Annotated in this window: 20 protein-coding genes; 9 read left to right on the forward strand and 11 right to left on the reverse strand. The window is 50.1% G+C overall.

Annotation, left to right across the window (positions count from 1 at the left end; translation table 11 throughout):
* Positions 1–117: 117 nt before the first annotated feature.
* From HZB62_09305 to HZB62_09345, 9 genes are all read right to left on the reverse strand, one after another.
* Positions 118–1,302, reverse strand: coding sequence for a 4Fe-4S binding protein (locus HZB62_09305; GenBank protein MBI5075340.1), 1,185 nt, complete (start codon positions 1,300–1,302; stop codon positions 118–120).
* On the reverse strand, positions 1,293–2,075 hold the full coding sequence (locus tag HZB62_09310; GenBank protein MBI5075341.1) for an electron transfer flavoprotein subunit beta/FixA family protein: 783 nt from the start codon (positions 2,073–2,075) through the stop codon (positions 1,293–1,295). The genes HZB62_09305 and HZB62_09310 overlap by 10 nt, the downstream gene beginning before the upstream one ends.
* Positions 2,076–2,311: 236 nt before the next feature.
* Positions 2,312–4,195, reverse strand: coding sequence for a response regulator (locus tag HZB62_09315; protein MBI5075342.1), 1,884 nt, complete (start codon positions 4,193–4,195; stop codon positions 2,312–2,314).
* On the reverse strand, positions 4,192–4,647 hold the full coding sequence (locus HZB62_09320) for a response regulator (protein MBI5075343.1): 456 nt from the start codon (positions 4,645–4,647) through the stop codon (positions 4,192–4,194). The genes HZB62_09315 and HZB62_09320 overlap by 4 nt, the downstream gene beginning before the upstream one ends.
* Positions 4,648–4,665: 18 nt before the next feature.
* Entirely contained in the window at positions 4,666–5,772 is a 1,107-nt protein-coding gene (locus HZB62_09325) for a PAS domain S-box protein (GenBank protein MBI5075344.1), read from the reverse strand.
* Positions 5,773–7,736: 1,964 nt separating this feature from the next.
* Complete coding sequence (locus HZB62_09330) at positions 7,737–8,999, reverse strand: cytochrome-c peroxidase (protein MBI5075345.1); 1,263 nt, start codon at positions 8,997–8,999, stop codon at positions 7,737–7,739.
* A 17-nt stretch (positions 9,000–9,016) separates the two neighbouring features.
* A complete protein-coding gene (locus tag HZB62_09335) occupies positions 9,017–9,874 on the reverse strand; it encodes a FixH family protein (GenBank protein ID MBI5075346.1) in 858 nt (285 codons plus the stop codon).
* A 121-nt stretch (positions 9,875–9,995) separates the two neighbouring features.
* Complete coding sequence (locus HZB62_09340) at positions 9,996–10,472, reverse strand: hypothetical protein (GenBank protein MBI5075347.1); 477 nt, start codon at positions 10,470–10,472, stop codon at positions 9,996–9,998.
* 14 nt (positions 10,473–10,486) lie between these two features.
* A complete protein-coding gene (locus HZB62_09345; protein MBI5075348.1) occupies positions 10,487–11,452 on the reverse strand; it encodes a transporter in 966 nt (321 codons plus the stop codon).
* A 121-nt stretch (positions 11,453–11,573) separates the two neighbouring features.
* On the opposite strand from HZB62_09345, the gene HZB62_09350 reads away from it, so the two are divergent.
* The 6 genes from HZB62_09350 (at position 11,574) to HZB62_09375 (ending at position 17,731) form a co-directional block, all read left to right on the forward strand.
* Positions 11,574–12,716: a hypothetical protein gene (locus HZB62_09350; protein MBI5075349.1), complete on the forward strand. Its 1,143-nt coding sequence runs from the start codon at positions 11,574–11,576 to the stop codon at positions 12,714–12,716.
* A gap of 64 nt (positions 12,717–12,780) precedes the next feature.
* Positions 12,781–13,371 (forward strand): sigma-70 family RNA polymerase sigma factor, encoded by a 591-nt coding sequence (locus HZB62_09355; GenBank protein ID MBI5075350.1) that lies wholly within the window; start codon positions 12,781–12,783, stop codon positions 13,369–13,371.
* Positions 13,372–14,382 (forward strand): hypothetical protein, encoded by a 1,011-nt coding sequence (locus tag HZB62_09360; GenBank protein MBI5075351.1) that lies wholly within the window; start codon positions 13,372–13,374, stop codon positions 14,380–14,382. It abuts the gene before it with no gap.
* A 205-nt stretch (positions 14,383–14,587) separates the two neighbouring features.
* A complete protein-coding gene (locus HZB62_09365; protein ID MBI5075352.1) occupies positions 14,588–15,313 on the forward strand; it encodes a 4Fe-4S binding protein in 726 nt (241 codons plus the stop codon).
* 274 nt (positions 15,314–15,587) lie between these two features.
* Complete coding sequence (locus tag HZB62_09370) at positions 15,588–16,037, forward strand: hypothetical protein (protein MBI5075353.1); 450 nt, start codon at positions 15,588–15,590, stop codon at positions 16,035–16,037.
* Positions 16,038–16,282: 245 nt separating this feature from the next.
* The gene (locus HZB62_09375; GenBank protein MBI5075354.1) at positions 16,283–17,731 is read left to right on the forward strand and encodes a DUF4139 domain-containing protein; all 1,449 of its coding nucleotides are present in this window, start codon (positions 16,283–16,285) and stop codon (positions 17,729–17,731) included.
* A gap of 105 nt (positions 17,732–17,836) precedes the next feature.
* Here the strand turns inward: HZB62_09375 and HZB62_09380 are convergent, their stop codons facing one another.
* Both HZB62_09380 and HZB62_09385 read right to left on the reverse strand, forming a co-directional pair.
* Positions 17,837–18,589: a c-type cytochrome gene (locus HZB62_09380; protein MBI5075355.1), complete on the reverse strand. Its 753-nt coding sequence runs from the start codon at positions 18,587–18,589 to the stop codon at positions 17,837–17,839.
* Positions 18,590–18,691: 102 nt separating this feature from the next.
* Complete coding sequence (locus tag HZB62_09385; protein ID MBI5075356.1) at positions 18,692–19,042, reverse strand: hypothetical protein; 351 nt, start codon at positions 19,040–19,042, stop codon at positions 18,692–18,694.
* A gap of 158 nt (positions 19,043–19,200) precedes the next feature.
* On the opposite strand from HZB62_09385, the gene HZB62_09390 reads away from it, so the two are divergent.
* The 3 genes from HZB62_09390 to HZB62_09400 all read left to right on the forward strand — a co-directional run bounded on the left by HZB62_09390 (position 19,201) and on the right by HZB62_09400 (position 22,587).
* Positions 19,201–19,692, forward strand: a complete 492-nt coding sequence (locus tag HZB62_09390; GenBank protein MBI5075357.1) for a ferritin family protein — start codon at positions 19,201–19,203, stop codon at positions 19,690–19,692.
* A 112-nt stretch (positions 19,693–19,804) separates the two neighbouring features.
* A complete protein-coding gene (locus tag HZB62_09395; GenBank protein MBI5075358.1) occupies positions 19,805–21,019 on the forward strand; it encodes an FprA family A-type flavoprotein in 1,215 nt (404 codons plus the stop codon).
* A gap of 20 nt (positions 21,020–21,039) precedes the next feature.
* A complete protein-coding gene (locus HZB62_09400; GenBank protein MBI5075359.1) occupies positions 21,040–22,587 on the forward strand; it encodes a hydroxylamine oxidase in 1,548 nt (515 codons plus the stop codon).
* The last annotated feature ends 8 nt before the right edge of the window (positions 22,588–22,595 follow it).

Here is a 22,595-nt window from a genome sequence, read left to right on the forward strand (position 1 = left end):
GATCCCCTCCTTACCAAGGAGGGGCATGGGGAGGTTTTGATGCATCTTCCAATACCCCACCCGACCTCCCCTTGTAAAGGAGAGGAGAAACACCACTCGCCGCTGAAGCCTTACTTATTACCCTTTTATCTCTTTGATCTTTCTGGTCAGCATCGGCACGATCTCATTTGCGTCACCGACTATGCCGTAGGTGGCAACATTGAAGATCGGGGCATCAGGGTTCTTATTGATCGCAATGATTACGTCGGAGGACTGCATACCGACCAGGTGCTGCACTGCGCCTGAAATACCGCAGGCAATATAGAGCTTCGGGCTGACGGTCTTGCCGGTCTGCCCGACCTGGTTGCGATAGGGGATCCAGCCTTCATCAACAGCAGCTCTTGACGCTGCCACTGACGCGCCCAGCACATCCGCAAGTTCATACAGGAGCTGAAAGCCCTTTTCTCCGGCCATGCCCCTTCCGCCTGCAATAATGACATTCGCATCCTGAAGATTGACCGCGAGTTCAGAGACCTCCTTTACGGTCTCGATCACTTTAGTGCGGGAGGATATGCCCTTTGCGCTGACCTTAATGAGCTCGCCTGTCTTCGCCTCACTATACTCTCCCTTTTTCATGACGCGCGGTCTGACCGTCGCCATCTGCGGCCGTGCATGGGGGCAGAAGATCGTTGCCATAATATTGCCGCCGAATGCAGGCCTGACCTGAAGCAGGTTCTTTGTCTCTGCATCGATCTCAAGAGAGGTGCAGTCTGCGGTGAGCCCTGCTCTCAGTTTTGCGGCGACCCTCGGGAAGAACGATCTTCCAATCGGCGTGGCGCCGGTCAGCACGATCTCGGGCTTCTGCTCAGTGATCAGCTTCGACAGAAGCGCTGCATACGGCTCGTCATTAAACGCGCTCATGAGCGGGTCGTCGCAATGGAACACCTTGTCAGCGCCCCAGCGCATAAGCTCCTTTGCATCCTGCTCTGTGCCGCCGAAGAGGACTGCGGAGAGGTCTGTACCCAATTTTTCGGCAAGCCCTCTGCCGGCGCCCAGAAGTTCAAGAGAAACGCCGGCGATCTTGCCGTCGCGCTGCTCTGCAAAGACCCAAACCCCCTTGCCCTGAGCTGTCTCCTTTGTATCTGATGCCTCTTTCACCTCAGAGATGGCGCCTTCAGGGCATACGCTCATGCAGGCCCTGCAGAGCTGACAGAGCTCAGTGATCCCGGCCTTTCCGTCCTTTATCACGATAGCATCATACGGGCATGACTGGACGCATGCCTCACAACCTGTGCATAGCTCTCTGTTGACCTTTATATACATTTGCTCTCCACCAGTTCCTTTACCAGAGTATCGATCTGCTCTTCAGCTGTGCCTTCGAGCATCTTCCTGTCCTTCTTCGCCTCAGGGGCAAAGATGTTCTTCACCTGCGTGGGAGAACCTTTCAGCCCAAGATCGCTCTCCTCGACCTTGAGGTCTGCAGCGGTCATCTTTCTGATCTCCGCCTTCTTTGCAGCCATCTTGCCCTTGAGCGACGGCAGCCGCGGCGTGTTCAGCTCCTTCACCACAGTAAGCAGCACAGGCAGCGACGTCTCGACAACATCATACCCGTCATCCATCAGCCTCTGCAGCACAAGTCTGTCAGGAGTGACCTCATCGACCTTGCGGATATAGGAAATATGCGGGATATCCATGAACTCTGCGATCTCAGGCCCGACCTGCGCCGTGTCTCCGTCAATGGCCTGCTTGCCGCAGAGGATCACATCAGCGCCGATCTGTTCTATGGCCTTTGAAAGGGCATAAGCAGTGGCCCAGGTGTCGGAGCCTGCAAAGGCCCTGTCTGTCAGGAGCACCCCTTCGTCGGCACCCATCGCAATAGTCTCGCGGAGCGCTGTCTCTGCCTGGGGCGGGCCCATGGTGAGCACAATCACTTTGCCTCCTGCCTGTTCCCTGATCTGAAGGCCTGCTTCGAGGGCATGCAGGTCATAGGGGTTTATTATGGTGGGCACACCGTCCCTGATGAGCGTGTTCGTCTCCGGATTGATCCTGACCTCTGCGCTGTCAGGCACCTGTTTAATGCATACAACTATCCTCATATGTTTGGTCCTTTCGATTTACGCGGAAATTACGATGAGATACATCTATTTTTGTGAGCTGAATTTTATCACAGCAGGTTTTAGAGCGTCAACGCATAGCAGTGAAATACCGTTTACTAAGGAGGCCATAGGTATCGCCCCACAGGTTGTCATTCCCGCCTGTCGGGAATCCTTCTGTGAAGAGGAATTGCGGACAAGACGCAATGACAGACAAAGAGAACTTACTTACGATTTCCTTAGTGACTGTCCAGCACCTCCCGCACCTTCCTGAGCAGATCGTCGGGTTTTACCGGTTTCGAGATAAAGACTACTCCCTTATCCGGAATGCCTCCATGGGTAAAGATCTCCTCGGCATAACCACTCATAAAAATGGCCTTCATGTCAGGTCCGATCCTGTGTATCTCATCATACACCTCTCTGCCGTTCTTCTTTGGCATGATACCATCAAGGATGACCAGCCCTATCTTTTCACGATTATCGATAAATTTTCGCAATGCATCCTCGCCGTCGACTGCTTCGATCACGGTGTACCCGGCATTTCTCATGACAACTGAAGAAAGTCTTCTCAACGGCGCGTCATCTTCCGCGATCAGTATCGTCTCTGTGCCGACCGTAATACCGGCGACAGGCTTTTCCTCAGTCTCTTCCTCTGCATACTTTGTCAGCGGCAGAAAGATCTTGAAGACCGTGCCATTTCCAACCTCGCTGTATACATTGATAAAACCATTATGTTGTTTCACCAAGCCATGCACTACAGCAAGACCCAGTCCTGTGCCCTTGCCCACTTCCTTTGTTGTGAAGAAAGGCTCGAATATGCGGGACAGGGTATCAGCGTCCATGCCGCAGCCGGTATCTGACACCCTAAGAAGAGCATATTCACCGGCTTTACCATAACCATGCATCACAACATAATCATCATGCATGACAAAGAACTCTGTAGAAATATTCAGCCTGCCGCCAGACGGCATGGCGTCACGGGCATTGGTCGCAAGGTTGATCAGTATCTGGTCTATCTGACTCGCATCAGCCAGAACAATCAGGTCTTTGCCAAAAAGGCTTATCTCAATGCTTATATCCTCCCGAACAAGCCTGTGCAGCATTTTCTCTATACCCTTGATGATCTCATTCAGGTTTGCAGGCTTCATGTCGAGCACCTGCTTCCGGCTGAACGCAAGGATCTGCTGCGTAAGTGCTGCACCACGCATGCCGGCAGAAGCGATCTCGTCCACATATTTCCGGAGAGGGTCGGCGGCATCCATCTGCATCTGGAGCAAACCGGCATAACCAACTACCGCATTAAGCACATTATTGAAATCGTGCGCGATCCCTCCTGCAAGCTGTCCGATCCCCTCAAGTTTCTGGGCGTGGCGAAGCTGGTTTTCAAGACTTCTGCGTTCAGTAATGTCGCGTGCCGTGGCATAGGTAATTCCATCATCTTTATTATAGATCGCCCGCCACGACAGCCACCGCAACGAACCATCCTTATGAACATACCGGTTTTCAAAATTGAGCGAATAGCCTATTCGCAGCTGTCTGGCCATTTCATCAAGGGTTGCCTGTTTGTCATCGGGATGAACAAATTCGATGAACGGCTTTGACACAAGCTCTGCCTCGGTATACCCGAGCGTTTCCGAACAGGAAGGGTTTGTCTTTATGAAAGACCCATTTGGATCAGCGATGCACATTAGGTCAGTAGAGGTTTGAAAGAATTTAAAATACTGTTCCCGCTCAAATTCAAGCTTGGCACGTTCAATTGCGTGTTTTATTGCCCGCGAAAGCAGCTTATGGTCTATCTGTCCTTTGATTAAATAATCCTGCGCGCCGTCTTTAACTGCCTGGGTCCCTATCGTTTCATCTGCAAGTCCGGTAAGCACGATAATCGGCGCTTTCGGTCCGTTTTTATTCAATTTCGTAAGCGTTTCTAACCCCTGGCTGTCCGGAAGGCCGAGATCCAGTAAAATTACAGAATAATCTTCCGATTGAATCTGTTCAATTCCATCAGATAAACGGTCGACACGCGTAAGCTCAAAACTGACCTTGGCAGCGGTCAGCATCTCCTCTATGAGGTCTGTATCTCCCGGATTGTCCTCGATCAGCAGTATCTTGAACCCTTCGGTCATTTTCTGGCTCCGTTGGGAAGAGACACTATACAGAGCCAGAACTCCTCAATGGACTGGACCACATGCAGAAACTGTTTCATGTCGATCGGTTTTGTGATGTAGCAGTTGGCATGCAGGTTATAGGTCTTGAGGATGTCCTCCTCTGCGCGCGAGGTCGTAAGAATGACGACCGGAATGCGTTTGAGCTCCGCGTCATTCTTAATTTCTGCAAGCACCTGGCGGCCGTCTTTTTTGGGCAGATTCAGATCTAAGATAATAAGGTCAGGCCGTGGTGCATTGACATATTTTCCTGTTTTCAAAAGAAAGCTCATAGCCGCAACACCGTCCTGCACAACATGCAGCGTATTATGCAGTTTGCCCATACCTAAGGCCTCCCGAGCCAAATCAACATCACCCGGATTGTCCTCAACCAGAAGAATATCAATCGGCCGTACTAACGCCTTGCACTCCATAGAATGTTACCTCCTTTCCTATTTGGGAATAGTAAAATAGAACGTCGTCCCTTTTCCAGGCTCTGACTCAAACCATATCCGGCCGCCATGGCGTTCAACTATTTTCTTGCAGATGGCAAGACCGATTCCGCTGCCGGGATACTCTTCCTTAGTATGAAGCCGCTGAAAAATGACAAATACCTTGTCAGCATACTGTTGCTCCATGCCAATGCCATTGTCATTAACGGAAAAAAGCCATTCCACACCTTCGTCCCTTGCGGAAATTTGAATTTTAGGGTCATCCGTCCCGCGGAATTTTACTGCATTGCCTATCAGGTTCTGAAATACCTGCACCAGTTGGGACGCATCGGCCCGCACTTCGGGGAGCACGTCATTCGTGATGATTGCCTTCGCCTCATCAATATTCATCTTCATATTATTTTTTGCCTCTTCCAGCACTGCGTACGCTTCAACCGGCTCAGGAGGTCTTCCCCTCGTTCCTATGCGGGAAAAGACCAGGAGATCATTTATCAGCAGCTGCATGCGGACCGCACCATCCACAGCATAGTGGATAAACTTTTTGGCTTTGTCATCGAGCTGATTTTCATACCGTTCTGCAAGCAGCTGCGTGTAGCTCGCAACCATGCGCAAAGGCTCCTGCAGGTCGTGAGAAGCCACGTAGGCGAATTGTTCCAGCTCTTTATTGGAGCGTTGAAGATCAGTCAGGGTCTCATTAAGCCGGTCCTCAGCACGCTTGCGTTCGGTGACATCGCGGGTTATCTTGGCAAATCCCCTCAGCAACCCATCCTTGTCATAGAGCGCGGTAATAACAACATCAGCCCAGAACCGGGCGCCGTCTTTACGCACCCGCCATCCCTCGCCCTCGAACCGTCCTTTCGCAACTGCCTCTTTTAATTCCTGCACGGGTTTGTCCTGTTCAATATATTCCTGAGGATAGAAACAGGAGAAGTTCCTGCCAATTATTTCTTCTTCACTGTACCCGTTAATTCGCTCTGCACCAGGATTCCAGCTCATCACATTGCCATTGGGGTCCAGCATAATTATTGCGTGGTCTTTTACTCCTTCTATTAATAAGCCGAGTCTCTCACGGCTTTCATTCAGCGCCTCAGTCGTCTCACATTTCATCCGGTAAAATTGCGTGAGCTGCTGCCGCCAAACCATACCAAAGGCTGCTCCTGCGCCTATAAGCAGGGTTAAGACAAGAACTATGGTCATCCATAGTATTTCCCTCATCGGCCCATATACTTCGGAAATGTCCATCCGGGAGACCAAAAACCAGGGAGAATCGGCAACAGGCCTCAGATCGGCGATCACGCGCACTCCCCTATAGTCTCTGCCCTCCATGATTCCCTTCCTGCCAAGAACGGCCTGGGCAGCAGGTAATTCATTTTGAGCAAGCGGTCTGCGCAGATTGAGTGCTGCATTCTTCTGGAATCTGAGTTCGTTCAGAAAAAGGGCTTCATCTCCTTCACGCCGGACAAGCAGTGTTTCGGCTGTCTTACTTGGCGTCGGCCAGCGGTTAATAAATGGATACAGATATTTCTCAGGATCAATACGCAGGACAAGTGTCCCCACCGCAGGTTTACGGTCACGTTCATCGAAAATGGGAATCAGTATTGCCAGATAGACTAGTCCGTCATATTCATTGCGATAGAAATCTGCAAAGGTCAGTTTTTTCGTTCGCAGGACTTCTTCAGCGCCCTGTATCAGATACCTGGAAATCGGCTGAGCCTCAGATGCTGACATCCGTTCCCTTCCTGAAGCATCAAGCAGAAAGACCCGGTCATATTCATGTCCTGACTGAACATGCTGCAGCCAAGTTCCGAGTCTTGCTGCAACCTCGGTGTCATCAGGCCTTTGCATGTAGTTACGCACCAATCCGAAAAAGTTCGGATTCTTAAAAAAAAGCTCAGCATCCATCAACCGCTCTTTTCTCCAATGAACGAGTTCGTCACCCTTCAATTCAGCAATGGCCGAAAGCTGCCGTTCGATCTCTGTCCGATGGCGTGATTCATAGTTCCGGAAATACATAAACCCCGCAATCACGATACCCAACGCGAGTACGACGAAAACCATGAAAAACAAATATGAGGCTCGTCTGGTAGATTCAAGATTCTGAAGGGACTGCCTGGCGCGAGGCGCTGACAGCGCAAGCAGTGCAGTTCCAAGAGCAATGAACGCCATACTGGTCAGCGCGGCCGGAGGAATGAAGGCAGTGCCATAAAGAATCGGACTTCCATAGAGATACGCAAGAACAAGAGTTGACCCGGTAACGATAACGCTGCAGGCAACCCAAAAGGCAATATTGGCCGGCTGGCGCCGTTTACTCGAGGACAGGAGAGACAATAGATAGGAAATTGACGACAGCAGAAAACTGAACGCAGTGACCGGCGACATGTAACCCACCTGCAGTTCACCCGGTTTATTCACCACAGTAAAGCCAAGGTGTTCGGCCTCCAACCGTATGCCAAGCAGCGACAATACGAACAGCACCGCAGCGATCAGCGCTCCTGCCGCAATGAGAAACAGGCCCGCCCGATATGATACCTGACTGTTCGGGAGATAGGTGCGAAGTAAAATCGCTCCGCTATACAGCACGAACATCAGCGCCGTGTCAGGGGCCACCGGTATCTTGCCCGAGCCAAGGCTTGCAAGAACTGGCAGGTCAAGAGCCCATCCGAGGATAGCGACAACACCGACAGCAGCGACAAACGTGGCGCAAATGCTGATCAGAATGCGGAAACGCCCTGCCCCCCGGTCGTCTGGCAGAGGTCCGGAAGTGGCGTTATCCTCCGTCTCCCTCACTTCATCAGCCACAACGACCCCCATGTTTTGCTCATATCCGCGTCATAATCGGATCGTCAAGAGGTAAAAACGTTTTTGTTCTGTCTGGTTGAGTGGCAGCAAAGAAAAGATACTCTCGAAGGAATGCAGACTGTTCGATTTTCGGCCCACCATTATCGCGCCCCTTTGTAATGATCAAAACGCTATCCTACAGGCAAGATATCAGAAATTAAGGGGACTGTCAAACATCCAGGGGGCATCGGGGGCATCCCTGGCCGGCTTCCGGCAGTTTAGATTAAGGGGGGCTACGGATAGCCTAACGGGGAACTCAATGTTTTCAGGAAAGCTTCAATCTTTAACAGTTCTGCATTGGTAAGTGCCTGATGCCCGAGCTCCCTGCTTGAACTGCGCTGGTAGAAACTCAGGACTTCGGACAGGGTCTTCAGTTGGCCGGCATGCATATATGGCGGTCTCTCTGCGACATTCCGCAAGGTAGGCGTCTTGAACGCACCAACGTATTTAGTCTTGTTCGTGTCTATGAATCTCAGCTCCGAACATTCATCCGGTTTTGCATCACTGTATTTACCGAAACAGTTGAACTCGTCCGTCATAACCTTGATGATGCCGTCAGCCCTGCCTTTGTCCTTAACATTGCCAATGCCGATATCATGGAAACTGCTGTTCGTAAAGAGTGGGCCCGTGTGGCAGTTCGTGCATTTTGCCTTGCCGATGAAAAGCCTCAAACCTTCAACCGCATCTTTCTTCATGAGCTTATCTGCCGTTTCAAGTTCGTTCTTCACTACTGCATCAACGTATTTATCAAAGGGCGCTGACTGGGGCAGGATCTGGGCCACAAAGGCAGCAATGGCCTTGCCGATATTCGCATAGATCCTGTTGACACTGTCCCTGTCCTGAGGTTTCATTGCCTGCCAGGCCTTCAGGGCAACGGGATTTCCTGTACCCGGGCTTGCCTTTGGCGGGCAGGTCTTATGATCTATTCGGGGGAGCTTGCCGAATATTTCTTCATATTCTTTTTTATACCTGTCTGCTATCAGATGCGCGCACATTGAACGGGTGAAGCCGTGCTCCACAGAGCTCTCGATAGGCCCGATCGCCTGTGACCAGAGGCTGTCCTTTCTGCCATCCCAGAAGAACCATGCATTGTATGCATTACCGATCAGAGGCATGGTCCGTCTCGTGGTCGTGCCCATGCCTTTGGCAAGAGGAAGTTTATCAGTAAAGCTGTCCTCAGGAATATGACAGATTGCGCAGGAGACCTTGCCGTTAGCGCTGAACTTTTTATCAAAGAAGAGTTTTTTGCCGAGCGCTATTGCCCTGGGATCGTCAGCATGCTTATTGGATGGGTCTTTTGGGATCGGCGGAAGGGAAGAAAGTGAAAGGGAGCGGAGAATTCTTAACTCTTCTCCGCTCCATGCATGAATCTCTTTCAGATCTTTATCTTCTGCTGATGCATTTGACGGAATGCCGAACATCAGCAAAAACCCGGCGGCCAGCAATACACCGCAACAAATAGCCCTGAAAAAAGAGATATCAGATATCCTTTTCACAGGCATTATCCGATGATCTATTTCAGCTGGAGATTAAAGGTAACGATATCGGTCTTTCCGCCTGCCTTGACCGTGAATGTCATGGTCCACCAGCCGGTCATGCTGAACTTGATGCCTTCAACAACATACGTGCCGTCGTTGTTATTCTTCACCTTGGGCTGTGTAGGCAACCCGTGACCATGCTCCGGCATATCGCCGGCTACCGTGATCTCAGCATCCTTCACTGCCTTTCCGTCAGCAGTCTCCACATTCAGCTTCCAGCTCATGAGCTTGTTCACAGGAACTGCATCAGACTCACTCGTATAGGAGGCCTTGAATGTTCCACTTTTTGACAGCATGGTCCTGGCATAGTCAGCATCTGCAGTCGGCGCTTTCACATCATCTGAAGCTGCGCCGGCAGCGGCGTCGGTCTTATAGTTGCAGCCTTTTCCGTGCTTTCCGTGTCTGGCTTTCATATTCTTGTGATCTGCATCACAGTGTCCGCAGTTACAGCCGTCTTTGCCGCCACCCTTGCAGGAGCATGTGCCCTTACCACTCTTGCAGTGGTCACACTGACAGTTCTTACCGCACTGGCACCCGCCTTTGCTACCACCCTTGCAAAAGCATCCCTTTGCTCCGGCCTTGCACTGACACTCTCCCTTACCAGTCTTGCAATGTTCGCACTGGCAATCTTTTCCGCAGCTGCATCCGGTCTTACCGTCAGTCCTGCATGCGCAGTCGCCCTTGCCGGTCTTGCAGTGGTCACACTGGCAGTCCTTGCCGCACCCGCATTTCGCCGCGTTCTCCGCTGCTTGAACAGAATCAAAAACAGGCGCCCACGCCATGGATCCGAGAAATGCTACTGCGAGAAGAATTACTCCAATCTTTTTGATCATATGCTCTCTCCTTATAATATTTATACAAATAAATACATTAAATTTAAACGCATCTTAGAAGTCTCTATATTTTTGCCATGCATGGATGGTTATGGGCCCGAGGCCGACAACGTCAGCGCTCCTATTTTTTCCCCTTTATCGAATCAGGATCATACTTCCCTGCCTGCAACCTGTTGTTCAACACCTCAGGGAAGGTAAATACCACCCCATCTTCTATCTTCTTCTTTTTTACTGAGATGCTCAGTTTCCAGGTCCCCTCCTTAGGGAGTCCGGAATTCGGTACAAGATATAAGCCGCCGCCCTTTTCCTTCACCTTCAGCGGCTCGGCAATACCCGTTATCGTCACCGCGACCTTTGCATCCTCAACATCCTCGTCATGGCTGTCATGGACAACGATACCGACCATGTCCTTGCCGATCTTATACTCCTTTTCATCAAGCAGCACCTCAATACTCACCTGCCCCTTTTCTGATATGGCAAAAAGCGTGTTGTTAAAATGCTTCGTAAATGAAGCACCCTTCTCATTGCTTCCCGCGTGCGCAGAGGCGACTACGAAAAAAGCAATAACCGCAATGCTCGCAACAACGATCCTTTTCATGATATCCCCTTTCATCATAAGCTGAAGCTGGCACCGAAGAGCGCCTTGTATTTTGTGTCATCCTGGATACCGTTCATGTCCTGAAGAAGCGGAATACCTATAGAAAGATAAGTGGAGAAGTTCTTGCCAAAGACAAGCCGCATCCCCGGAGAAAGAAATAATGTATTACCGCCGCTGTTTGGATCTTTTTCTCCCCTGATCCTCTGTTTCCCTTTCCATTCCCCGTTTGCCTCGAGAATAAGATCCCATGCAATTGTCCCGCTCACTACGCGGTAGGAAAGCGCCGCATTATAATCGAACATATCCCCGAGATTGGTAAACTGCGTGCCGCGCGTAGCGAACGTATACTGGAGATTTCCGTCCAGAGAAACCTTGCCATATCTTTTCGTTGCCGCTATGCCGAGGATCGGATTCCATGATCCGGTGCCCGGCAGGAACTCAGCCTCAAATGTCTCACCTTGTATATCCCGATCGTTCGTCTTACCCGTCGGGATCTTGAGACCAAGGAACAGGGCAGATTCCAGATTATCAGGCGTCTTCAGAAAGCGGTACTGTCCCATCAGGGTAAGATCGCCGATCCCCTTTGCATTACCATGGAGATGGATCTCTCCCGGCTCATCGCCGTGAGCCTCGCGAATATTGTCGATCTTTTCGTAAGACACCTTCATACTGACGGAAAGGTTGTCCGTTATCCCATACCCCATGCTCACGGTACTGTGAAACACCGATTCCGCAGTATGGGCATCCTTTCCCTGCATCGCAAATCCGAGCAGTTGGCTGTCAGAGAAACCATCAAGGTCAATGAACTCTGCCTGCGCAGCAAAGGACAACTTCCCCTGCGGCAGGGTTGTCGCTGATACCGTCCTGATCGGCCCTGTCTGGCCCAGGCCGGCTCCTCCCGAAGGATGATGAGCAAAGGCAGTCCCGGAAACCAGTACTATAATAACGACAGCAAAGATCAACAGTTTACGAATATGCATAGAGGCCCCCTTTATCTATAATTTTGTTAGTTTACCATACTTGAGCTGCCTGCGGAAAAACTGCAGCGTATAGTGTTCTGGCTCATACGTATGCCGCCCTGTTTCTGGTAGAATATAAAAAATGCTGAACATACCTGTTCCTTATGAAAAACTTCTGCAGTTTCAGGAGAAGCTCGGTCTCAGCAATGAAGCACTCCTGAAGCTCAAGCCGTATCAGAAACTTTTCGCATCAAAAAAAGAGGAGTTCGCTGTTTATTTCAATGATGTTTTTCAGAGTCTCCCCGATGCTAAATTGGTCCTGGACTATCAGCAGAGCCCGGGCCATATGCTCAAGGTATGGGCCTTCTGGTTCGGAAAGGTCTTCAGCTCATCGCTCGATGCAGATCTCCTAGCCTATCTCTGGAAGATCGGTCTCCGCCATGTTGAGGTGAACCTTGACCAGAGGTTCTCAAACCTTGGGTTTTCTATCATCCGTCAGTTCTGCCACAAAACTCTGCTTTCCGACAGAAATGATGAGAACAGGACAGACATTCTGAAACTTATCGATATGATCATTGACTTCTGCCTTCTGGTCGAGACAAGCGCCTATATCGATGCAACCACCCGCTGTGACATAGAGATCATCAAAGGCATAGCGGACCGCGTCAGGAACCCGGTGACCGTCATAGGCGGCAGTATCAGGAGACTTCAAAAGACGGTCGAAACAGGCAGTCCTGTATACGGTGTTTATGACTCGGTGCTTCAGGAGAATAAGCGCCTCGAACATATGGTCTCTGACATCAAAATGTATTTTGAGATGTTCCAGCAAGACCCCGTATTCAGGACCCTCAGTATCAATGATATCATCAGCAAAACGATCGAAGAGCTGCAGATGCCCGGATCCCGGATCAAAACTGATCTTTCTCCTGACGCAGTACTGATCCATGCTGATGCAAAGGACATTGGCTCTGCCTTCTATCACATTCTGCAGAACAGCTTTGAGGCGGCAGACCCCGATCATCCGGAGATAAGAATATCCTCCAGGCTGGTCAGCGAACCTCATCTCGCCGTAGAGATCCGCATATTCAATTCAGGGCAGCCTTTTAATGTAAGCGACGAGGAAAAACTGTCAACACCCTTCTATTCGACAAAACCGACAGGCACCGGGTTCGGCATACCGATCATCCGGCTCGCCATGAGAAAAAATCAGGGCAAGGCAACATTTGAGCCGGTGCAGGAAGACGGGACAAAGGTCACGTTGCTGCTGCCGCCGGCCGGCCCCTGATCAAAACGGGTCCGGAACAAATCTGATCGATCGCCTGTCTCAAGATATGACGGAAACTAACCCGATGCACGAAGACAAGGACCGGGAGCTTGTTGCCCTCTGCCGAAAGGGCGATATTGACGCATTTGAAATACTGGTGAGGAATTATCAGAAGAAAATGTTCAACATGGCATTCCGTATAACAGGCAGCATGGAAGATGCCTCTGAAGTCGTTCAGGACGCTTTTGTCTCTGCGTATCGAAATCTTAAGCGCTTTGAAGAGCGGTCGCAGTTTTCGACCTGGATTTATGCCATAACCGTGAACACCGCAAGGAACAGACTGACTCAGGCCAGGACAAGAAGCCGGCATGAGACTGATTCTCTTGATGACCCTTCATCTGCCGGTGAGGATATGAAAAAGTTCGAGCCTGCGTCAGGCGAGCCATCCGCTCTTGACCTGCTGAGCCGGAAAGAGCAGCAGCTGAAGGTCCAGGAATGTCTGAACAGGCTGGATCATGATTTCCGGGAAGTGATCGTTCTGAGGGATGTACAAGGTTTTTCTTATGATGAGATCAGCGCCATACTCAGTATTGCGGCCGGCACGGTCAAGTCACGTATATTCAGGGCACGTGAGTCTGTAAAAGAATGCCTGAAGAAGATGTTGGGAGACTGGTAGATGGACTGCAGAGACATCCGAAAAAAACTTTCTGACAGCAGTGGCGGACCTGTTCCACCTGATGACAGGGTGCTCATTGACGAGCATATCCGGAATTGCGGTGAGTGCGCGGAATATGCTGCTGAAATGAAAAGAACGATCAGGAGACTGAGAACGCTTGAAGAGGTCGAACCTCCTGCCGGGCTGACCGTAAAGGTGATGAATAAAATCCGGTCAGAGGCAAGGCCAATAAGGGGATGGAAAGAATGGCTCTTCTACCCGCTGCATATCAAGCTGCCGCTTGAGGCTTTTGCTGCAATTCTGATAACCGTGGCAGCCGTCTTTATCTATAAGAATATGGGGCCTGAGCTTCAGAAGATGGAGGTTCAGCCTCAGGCTCCGGCTATCAGGAGCATGCCTGCTGCGCCTGAAAAAGAGCTGCAGAAGCCAGAGATACAGAAAAAAAGTATACAGCCGCAGCGTCTTCAGGAAGCAGCGAAACATAAAGACAGTGCCGCTAAAACTGAGACGCGTGAGATCTTGACGCAAAAAAATGAAATACCTGTTGAACAGCCAGCTCCAGCCGCTGCTCCCACAATGCCTGCGCCCTCCTCCTCATTTGCGCCGTCTCCTGCCCTTTCAGCTGCAGCGCGGCATGCCGAAACAGGCAAGGCTGCAGGTATGGCAGCCCGGGATGAGACGATGCAAAGGGCTGCGCCTGCAGCACCGCGTTCTGAACTCCCGGCAGAAAAAAAAGCAGCCGGGCTTACCACCATTACCCTAACGGTCAGAGAGTTGGATGCTGCTAAAAAAGAGATCGAGGCATACATTGCCAAAAGCCATGGAGAATTGAAGATTAGCGAAGAGTCCGAGTCCCGTATCATCCTTACAACAAAGCTCGATCCTTCAAAAATCCCAAACTTTCTTGAACACCTGGGCAGCCTTGGCAGAATAAAAGAAGACCTCAGGGTATTATCGCTGCAAAGTGGCTTGTTCAAACTGATCATTGAAAAACCATCACCAGGGAGATAATTCCCTCAGTAATGAGAAGCCTTTTGAGATGCCATTGCCTTCGGCTCGTACTTTTGATAGTATTCTTAATCATGAATACCTTCGGTTCTCGTACAGGGGACTTGCACCCCATAAGTTCACGCCCATGCCGGGCGTACACCCACAGGTGAACCGAACGCAGCAAAACGGCGCACCACGCCGGCACCATTGTGTTGAAAGAAAGAACATGAGACAAAAAATCCGGAACGGTATCATTTTAATCACTTTTTTTCTCTTCCCGGCAATTTTCTATTATCTGTCTCCTGTGCTCATTATTCAGTCAAGCTCACAGGGCGTAATCAATGGAAGTTTCGTAATTTTTTTCCTATTATTTTTCAGTTCTCTTTTCTTGGGCAGAGGATATTGTGGCTGGGTTTGTCCTGCCGCTGGTTGTCAGGAGGCTATTTTTCTTGCAAGGGATAAAAAAGTAACTTCGGGCAATCGCATTAAATGGTTCATCTGGATACCATGGATAAGCACGATTTTCATTTTGGCAATCAAGTCTGGAGGATATCGCCAAACCAACTTTTTCTATATGACGACACACGGTCTTTCCGTCGTAGACGTCCAGAGCCATATTACCTACCTCATCGTTCTATTTCTCCTTATCGTCTTACCGGCGTTTATTTTTGGCAAGCGATCCTTTTGCCATCATTTATGCTGGATGGCTCCTTTTATGATCGCAGGCAGAAAGATTAGAAATTATTTCCATTGGAACTCATTACAGTTAAGGCCAAAACCAGAAACGTGTAAACATTGTCACTCCTGCAACGAACATTGTCCAATGAGCCTCTCCGTAGAAGAAATGGTTCATCAAGAAAACATGGAAAATGCCGAGTGCATTCTCTGCGGCAACTGTGTTGATAGTTGCAAGCATGGTGCAATTGAATTTGATTGGAATAGATCAAAATAGAATTACTGCTTGAAACCGGAGAACTCAGCACCTCGCACGAGACAGAAGTAAATAACGATGATTCAACCAGGCAGAAGCACCGGCCTAAAACCGCCGGTGTTCTCCCGAGCCGTTGGGTGCGAGCTGTTCGCTTCCAACCGCTCGGCAAGCCTGAAATGAAGGAGCGGATTCATATATATCGTCTGAGGCCGGAGGACTACCGGAAGGATATAAACATTTTTCGCACCTCGGTAGAGTTCGTGAGCAAATTACAAACCACGAAAAGGGGGAAGAAATGACAATAAACGGCGTAGTGAAGATTTTGGTAGCTGGTCTCGTTGGCGGCTTTATTGGTAACGGGGTGATGGGTGCCTTATTTTCCAGCCCTCCAGTCCAGTCGATACTCTACAACCCCGAATGGCAAAGTCAGCTTTTTATGGAGATCGCCCCGAAACGAAACATACCGGTCTCGGTCGCTGGTCTTGTTATATTGAGCATAATACACGCATGGCTTTTCAACGTTCTCATGCCCTCGATACCCGGAAAGACATGGATGAAAAAAGGACTATTCTGGGGGCTAACGATTTGGTTGATGTACTGGTTGTTTCAGGAATGGTTTATCTATAACACGTTGCTTGGTGAGCCTCTGCTACTGAATGTTCTCGAACTCATTATTTTGATGCTGGGTTCCCTGATTGAAGGAATTGTCATTGCGTTTTTTCTGGCGCGTAAGAACGGGGCATAGCGAGGAATGGAAGGAAACCCCCGGCTGGAGCAGGCTGCTGAAGCTCATCGGAGAGTAGAAACTGAGCAGAGATTGGGACTATTGTAATTTCTATCTGAAAGTCATGAGGGCTACTCATTCTTCTTTATCCTAATCCAATAGCTGCCGGACATTTCCATGATACAATGGAAACGTCCGGGAACTTTTTCATATGCTCCCATGTCTAAAGCAGCAAGATCGCAAAATTAAAACAGAGGAGGAGCACCATGAAGAAAAAACTTATTTCGATTGCAGCCAGTCTGCTCTGTCTCATCACCACAGGATTGCCGGCGGCAGCCGAAAAAGAAGCTGCGAAACCCGTGCTGTCAACCGGGGTCGGGGACCAGACAGGGATCGCCATCACCATTTACAACGTCAACCTCGGGCTCGTAAAGGACACAAGGCAGCTGAAGATTCTGAAAGGAAGCAGTGAGCTGAAGTTCATGGATGTCGCATCGCAGATCATCCCGGCAAGTGTTCATATCAAGTCACTGGTAAGCAGCGACAGCCTGTCGGTAATTGAGCAGAATTATGAATACGACCTTCTGAATCCCCAGAGGCTCCTGGATAAATATGTTGGCAAAGAGGTGAAGCTCTATCAGAAAAACCCGTACACGGAGAGGGAAGAGGTCATCACAGCCACCCTGCTCTCGAACAACGGCGGCCCTATCTTCAGGATCAACAATGAGATAACCTTCGGCCATCCCGGTCGAATCATTTTTCCGGAAGTGCCTGAGAATCTGATCTCGAAACCGACCCTGGTCTGGCTGCTCGAAAACAGCCTTTCATCCATGCAGAAGGTTGAGGCATCCTATCTCACTAACGGCATCACCTGGCGCGCGGACTATGTCGTAACGCTCAATGCAAAAGACAATAAAGCCGACCTGTCCGGATGGGTGACGATCGACAACAAAAGCGGCGCAACATACAGAGATGCAAAACTGAAGCTTGTTGCCGGAGATATCAACAGGGTGAAGGACGAGCAGGACTATAAATACAAGATGATGCGTGTTGCTGAAGCCGCAATGGCCAAGCCGGCCCCACAGTTTAAAGAGGAGGAGTTCTTTGAATACCACATCTACACGCTTGAACGTCCATCTACGATCAGGGACAACCAGACCAAGCAGATCAGTCTGGTCAGCGCTGATTCGATACCAGTAAAAAAAGAACTCGTTTTCAAAGGCGCCAATTACTACTACACCTCGAGGTACGGCGATGCCATCACAAACCAGAAGGTGACTGTCCTTGTGGAGATCCAGAACAAGAAAGACCATAACCTCGGCATGCCCCTTCCAAAAGGCACGGTAAGGGTGTATAAGCATGACGCAGAGGGCAGCCTGCAGTTCGTGGGAGAGGATTCGATCGATCATACGCCCAAAGACGAAAAGATCCGGATCAAATTAGGCGATGCCTTTGATGTTGTGGGCACGCGCAAACAGATGGACTGGAAGAAGATCGCGTCAGACACGTATGAGGCAAGCTTCGAGATATCGCTCAGAAACCACAAGAAAGAAGATATCGTAGTAAAGGTCGTGGAACCGATCCCTGGCGACTGGACCATGCTCAGTTCATCTCATGAATATACAAAGGCCGCAGCCTTCACTGCTGAATTCAATATCCCTGTGCCGAAGGACAAGGAAGTTAAGCTCACGTACCGGGTGAAGATGAGGTATTAAGAACATTTGCCATAACCTCCCCTCACCCCTCCTTGATAAGGAGGGGATTAAAGCCCGGATCGGCAATCACTTGATGGATGAGGTAAATTTCTGCTTTTCTTCTGATCAGAGGGTATTGAGATATGCGATTATGTGCAAGACCTCTTCATCAGACAGGTAGGAAAATGACGGCATGTCCTTAAACGGGCTTCTGAGCTGCGCAGCGATATTGTCGGGTATAGCAGGCTTTCCGCTCACCGGAAGCCGGGGATTTTTCAGAATTCCTTTATGACCGGGACCGGTTAACGTCTTGTTGGTAAGAGGGTCATGGCAGAAGGTGCATTTGTCTTCATACAGTTCTTTTCCCTTCGTGATGCTTTCAGGATCAGTCCTGGCGATCATCCCTGCCTGCTCGGCTCCAGCTGCCTTTTTCTGGTCAGATGATCCAACAGCCGGGATCTCTTTCCCGAGTTTTGTGATCAGGAGGTAATATCCAGCCGACGTCGCGATCATGCAGAGGCTGAACAGTGCCAGAATAAGGCCTGCGGTCTGAAGCTTTGCATAGAACTGCCGGTATATAGTTGTAACCAGGATCTTGAAAGAAAGAAGAAGCAGTACAGAAACGGCAAACAGCGCATGGAACGTCACCCTGACAGACGGCTCGGCCTTGGTCCGTACCAGAAATCCAAAGCAAAGATAGGTCAGACCGAGACAGAGAACAAGATACAAAATGCCATTCGCCCGATGAATTTTTCTGAGAGTGTCGCGGTTGAACTTCTGCTCGGCCCTGCCGAAGATCTCAAAGGCAGTAAATATCCCAGTGAGCGCAGATGCGAGCACAGCCAGTGAGAAAAGAGATTTCAGAAGAAAAATCGGCATACATCTCCTTTTCTGAAATAACAGAGGTAAAGGGAGGGGAAGGACGCAGGCAGAATACCCGCCCTATACCTATCCCCTGCCTTTACCTGCAGTTTCTATTCTTTAGTAACCGCTTGTTGCCTTCTTCAAAGACTTGATGTACGCAACCATATCCTGCATCTGTGCAGACTTAACATCAATTGCCTTGCCCTTGTTGGCGCCCTCAATACATACGTTAACAGCTTCTTCGAGGCTCTTCTGGGTCTTGCCCATGATCTTGAACTCTTTCTTGTCAGCTGCCTTTTCCATACCCTTGCCGTTGGCATGACAATCGTTGCACGACTTGGATCCTCCGGCAAATTTCTTGTCATTGAACAGAGCCTTGCCCTTTGCTGCATCACCAGCTGCAAAAGCAGCCGTAAAGACCAGTCCAAGCACGATCAGCGAAAACATAACGATCTTTACTATCTTCATTCTTTCTTCACCTCCCTTCAGAATAACGATTACCGTTATTTTACTGTTCAGAGACACGGGGCGCAACAGTTTTCAGGCAGACATCAGCGCTGTTTATTGATTACCCGTTCTTTTGATATAATGTTCATATACTTCTAAACTGTTCAGAGGGGGAAAACATGATATCAGAAGCAGTTGCAACAGCGATCAAGATGGAGACCGATGCCATTGCATTTTATGAGGAATCCGCAAACAAGGCTCATCACGCCTTTGGCAGGGAAATGTTCAAGGGTTTCGTAAAAGACGAGAGGCGGCATCTCGCAATGCTTCAGAACCTTTTCAAGGGCATGGGGCTGAAGGAGGATTTCGCCAGCCCAAGGGCAGAGATCAAGACCGTTTTCAGCATGCTTAAGGACCAGATGATGCAGAGGGCCGAGGCTGTTCAGAGCGAACTGGATGCGATCAAGATCGCGCTCGACATGGAAAAGGCGGGTTTTGATTTTTATACAATAGCTGCGGCAAACGCCCCGACGCCGGAAGAAAAGAAGCTCTTCGAGCGTCTTGTGATCGAAGAGAACGATCATTTTTCGATACTCAACGAAACCTATACGTTTCTCGAGAACACCGGCCAGTGGTTCATGTACGAAGAGAGAGGGATCGTCGAAGGATAACCTGAATATGCCTGGCCGGGACAAGGGGCAGGGGTTATGAACTCCTGACCTGACCGTCACACCGGTATCCCGGAACATGCGCCATCGACATATTTTTTAAGGAGGAATCATAATGAAAGCTGTACAAATAAAGCCTGATATCTATTGGGTAGGGGCTATTGACTGGGGGGTCCGTGACTTCCACGGATATATAACCCCGAATGGAACCACATACAATAACTACCTGATCGTCGACAAGGACATCACCCTTGTCGACACCGTAAAGCATGACTTCTCCGAGATCACGATCGACAATATCATGAGCATTTGCGATCCTTCGCAGATCAGGAATGTCGTTATAAACCATATCGAACCTGACCACGTGAGCAGCATCGACAAGATCATGGATCTCTGCCCCAGCGCGATGATCTATATCACGGACAAGGGGAAAAAGGGCCTTGACCGTCATTTTGATACGTCCAGGTGGCAATTTACGATCGTCAAGACAGGTGATACGCTGAGTACGGGCAAATATACGATCCAGTTTCTCGAAACCCCGATGCTCCACTGGCCTGACTCGATGATGAGTTTCATAAAGGAGGCAAAACTCCTCTTGTCCCAGGACGCATTCGGCCAGCATCTTGCAACTGCTGCGCGTTTTGATGACGAGTTCGTGGAGTGCGCCTCCCACTCCGAACTTGACGAGGCAGTGGTCGAATATTATGCGAACATTCTCATGCCCTTTGGACAGCTCATCAAGAACAAGATCGCAGAGGTGCAGAAACTGGGACTTGATTTTGACATGATCGCCCCTGACCACGGTATCATCTGGCGGGGAGCACCCAACAAGGTCATCCAGGACTATCTCAATATGGCAAACGGCAAGGCCGCACTCAGGGTCGCCGTCATCTATGACACCATGTGGCACAGCACCGAACATATGACCTACCCGCTCATGCGCGGCATTCAGGATGCCGGCGTTGACTGCAAGATCATAAAGCTCAGGGCAACACCGATGAGCGTTGCGATCAAGGAGTTCTGGAAATCACGCGGATGCCTCATCGGCACGCCGACACTGAACAACATCATGTTCCCGTCTGTGGCTGAATTTCTTACCCATCTGCGCGGCCTCAGGCCGAAGAACCGCATCTGCGGTGCATTCGGCAGCTTTGGATGGGGAGGCGGTGCAGTAAAAGATGCGTATGAGGATTTCAAACGCATGGGCCTTGAGATCGTTGAGCCGGGCGTTCAGGTGCAGTACCGCCCGTCCGCTGCTGATGACGAGGCATGTTATGCGTTCGGCAAGGCATTTGCCGAGAAGGTAAAGGAATATCACAGCAAGTTCTGATGGTATAAAAGGGGGCTGCAATGGGCTCACGGAAGATACTCTCAGCCTGTCTGATGCTGGTTTCTGCTCTCTGTTCAGACGGCATCGGCAGCGCTGATGATAAGGGAACAAGATCCGGGATCAGACTCAGCCCCCAGACGCAGGCCTGTGTAGGGTGTCACAGCAAGGTCACCCCCGGCATTGTGGAAGACTGGCTTTCCAGCAGACACTCGTTTACAACGCCTGAAGCGGCATTAAAGAAACCTGCGCTTGAGCGGAGGATCTCAGTTGCAACTCTGCCCGATGACCTCATGGCATTCGCAGTCGGCTGCTACGAATGCCACAGCAGAAATCCGGAAAAGCACGCGGATAATTTTCAGCACATGGGATACCGGATAAATGTCGTTGTCTCCCCACATGACTGCAGCACCTGCCATCCTGTGGAGGTGCTGCAGTATTCGGGAAGCAAAAAAGCACATGCATGGAAAAACATCATGTCAAACCCGGTCTATCATTCCCTCGTTTCAAGTATTGACGGTCTCAAAACCGTGGAAAATGGAAAGATAGTCGCGCTGCCGCCATCACCCCAAACCCTCCAGGAAACCTGTCTCGGCTGCCACGGCACAAAGGTAGAAGTCAACGGCATGAAGAAGGTCTACAGCAACAGCGTGTGGGGAGAGATAGAAGTGCCGAATTTAACGAACTGGCCGAGTCAGGGAGTTGGCCGCGAAAACCCTGACGGGAGCATCGGTTCCTGCACATCATGCCATTCGCGTCATGCTTTCTCGATCAAAGAGGCACGCAAACCTTACAGCTGCGGCCAATGTCATCTCGACCCTGATGTTCCGGCTTTCAATGTATATAAAGAAAGCAAGCATGGGTCCAGATACGACAGTCATGAAAATGAATGGAACTTTACCAATGTTCCCTGGGTGCTCGGCAGGGACTTTCAGGCCCCTACCTGTGCAACGTGTCACAACAGCCTGATCACCTCTCCTGACGGGACGGTCATCGCGGAACGGACGCATGACTTCGGCGCCCGCCTCTGGGTGCGGCTCTTTGGACTCATATATTCCCACCCGCAGCCCAAGGACGGCAATACCACGATCATCAGGAACAAGGACGGTCTTCCGCTGCCGACCACGTTTCTCAATGAGCCTGCGTCAGACTTTCTCATTAATAAGGCGGAACAGGAAAAACGATACGACACCATGAAAAATATCTGCAGGGGCTGCCACAGCACCCGATGGACCAATGACCACTTCGCAAAAATGGACAATACGATCAGGGAGACGAATGAGATGACGCTGTCAGCGACTAAACTCATGTCCGAGGCATGGGACAAAGGCATTGAAGACAGATCAAATCCCTTTGATGAACAGATCGAAAAACTCTGGATCAGACAGTGGCTTTTTTATTCGAACTCTGTCAGGTATGCCTCTGCCATGACCGGCGCACCGGATTATGCAGCCTTCAAAAATGGATGGTGGGAGCTTTCCGAAAATCTCCAGAAGATGAGGGATATGATCGATCTTAAGGCCCGCCTGAAAACGATGCATTCGCTCCCTCAGCCGCAAAAAACTGATTAGGAGGGAAG

The organism is Nitrospirota bacterium (genome assembly GCA_016214855.1).
Lineage (GTDB): Bacteria > Nitrospirota > Thermodesulfovibrionia > Thermodesulfovibrionales > UBA6898 > UBA6898.

Excerpts from the sequence above, each read along its gene's own strand:
- HZB62_09305 (MBI5075340.1), bottom strand. The coding sequence starts at position 1,302 with ATGTATATAAAGGTCAACAGAGAGCTATGCACAGGTTGTGAGGCATGC.
- HZB62_09310 (MBI5075341.1), bottom strand. The coding sequence starts at position 2,075 with ATGAGGATAGTTGTATGCATTAAACAGGTGCCTGACAGCGCAGAGGTC.
- HZB62_09315 (MBI5075342.1), bottom strand. The coding sequence starts at position 4,195 with ATGACCGAAGGGTTCAAGATACTGCTGATCGAGGACAATCCGGGAGAT.
- HZB62_09320 (MBI5075343.1), bottom strand. The coding sequence starts at position 4,647 with ATGGAGTGCAAGGCGTTAGTACGGCCGATTGATATTCTTCTGGTTGAG.
- HZB62_09325 (MBI5075344.1), bottom strand. The coding sequence starts at position 5,772 with ATGAAATGTGAGACGACTGAGGCGCTGAATGAAAGCCGTGAGAGACTC.
- HZB62_09335 (MBI5075346.1), bottom strand. The coding sequence starts at position 9,874 with ATGATCAAAAAGATTGGAGTAATTCTTCTCGCAGTAGCATTTCTCGGA.
- HZB62_09340 (MBI5075347.1), bottom strand. The coding sequence starts at position 10,472 with ATGAAAAGGATCGTTGTTGCGAGCATTGCGGTTATTGCTTTTTTCGTA.
- HZB62_09345 (MBI5075348.1), bottom strand. The coding sequence starts at position 11,452 with ATGCATATTCGTAAACTGTTGATCTTTGCTGTCGTTATTATAGTACTG.
- HZB62_09350 (MBI5075349.1), top strand. The coding sequence starts at position 11,574 with ATGCTGAACATACCTGTTCCTTATGAAAAACTTCTGCAGTTTCAGGAG.
- HZB62_09355 (MBI5075350.1), top strand. The coding sequence starts at position 12,781 with ATGCACGAAGACAAGGACCGGGAGCTTGTTGCCCTCTGCCGAAAGGGC.
- HZB62_09360 (MBI5075351.1), top strand. The coding sequence starts at position 13,372 with ATGGACTGCAGAGACATCCGAAAAAAACTTTCTGACAGCAGTGGCGGA.
- HZB62_09365 (MBI5075352.1), top strand. The coding sequence starts at position 14,588 with ATGAGACAAAAAATCCGGAACGGTATCATTTTAATCACTTTTTTTCTC.
- HZB62_09370 (MBI5075353.1), top strand. The coding sequence starts at position 15,588 with ATGACAATAAACGGCGTAGTGAAGATTTTGGTAGCTGGTCTCGTTGGC.
- HZB62_09375 (MBI5075354.1), top strand. The coding sequence starts at position 16,283 with ATGAAGAAAAAACTTATTTCGATTGCAGCCAGTCTGCTCTGTCTCATC.
- HZB62_09380 (MBI5075355.1), bottom strand. The coding sequence starts at position 18,589 with ATGCCGATTTTTCTTCTGAAATCTCTTTTCTCACTGGCTGTGCTCGCA.
- HZB62_09385 (MBI5075356.1), bottom strand. The coding sequence starts at position 19,042 with ATGAAGATAGTAAAGATCGTTATGTTTTCGCTGATCGTGCTTGGACTG.
- HZB62_09390 (MBI5075357.1), top strand. The coding sequence starts at position 19,201 with ATGATATCAGAAGCAGTTGCAACAGCGATCAAGATGGAGACCGATGCC.
- HZB62_09395 (MBI5075358.1), top strand. The coding sequence starts at position 19,805 with ATGAAAGCTGTACAAATAAAGCCTGATATCTATTGGGTAGGGGCTATT.
- HZB62_09400 (MBI5075359.1), top strand. The coding sequence starts at position 21,040 with ATGGGCTCACGGAAGATACTCTCAGCCTGTCTGATGCTGGTTTCTGCT.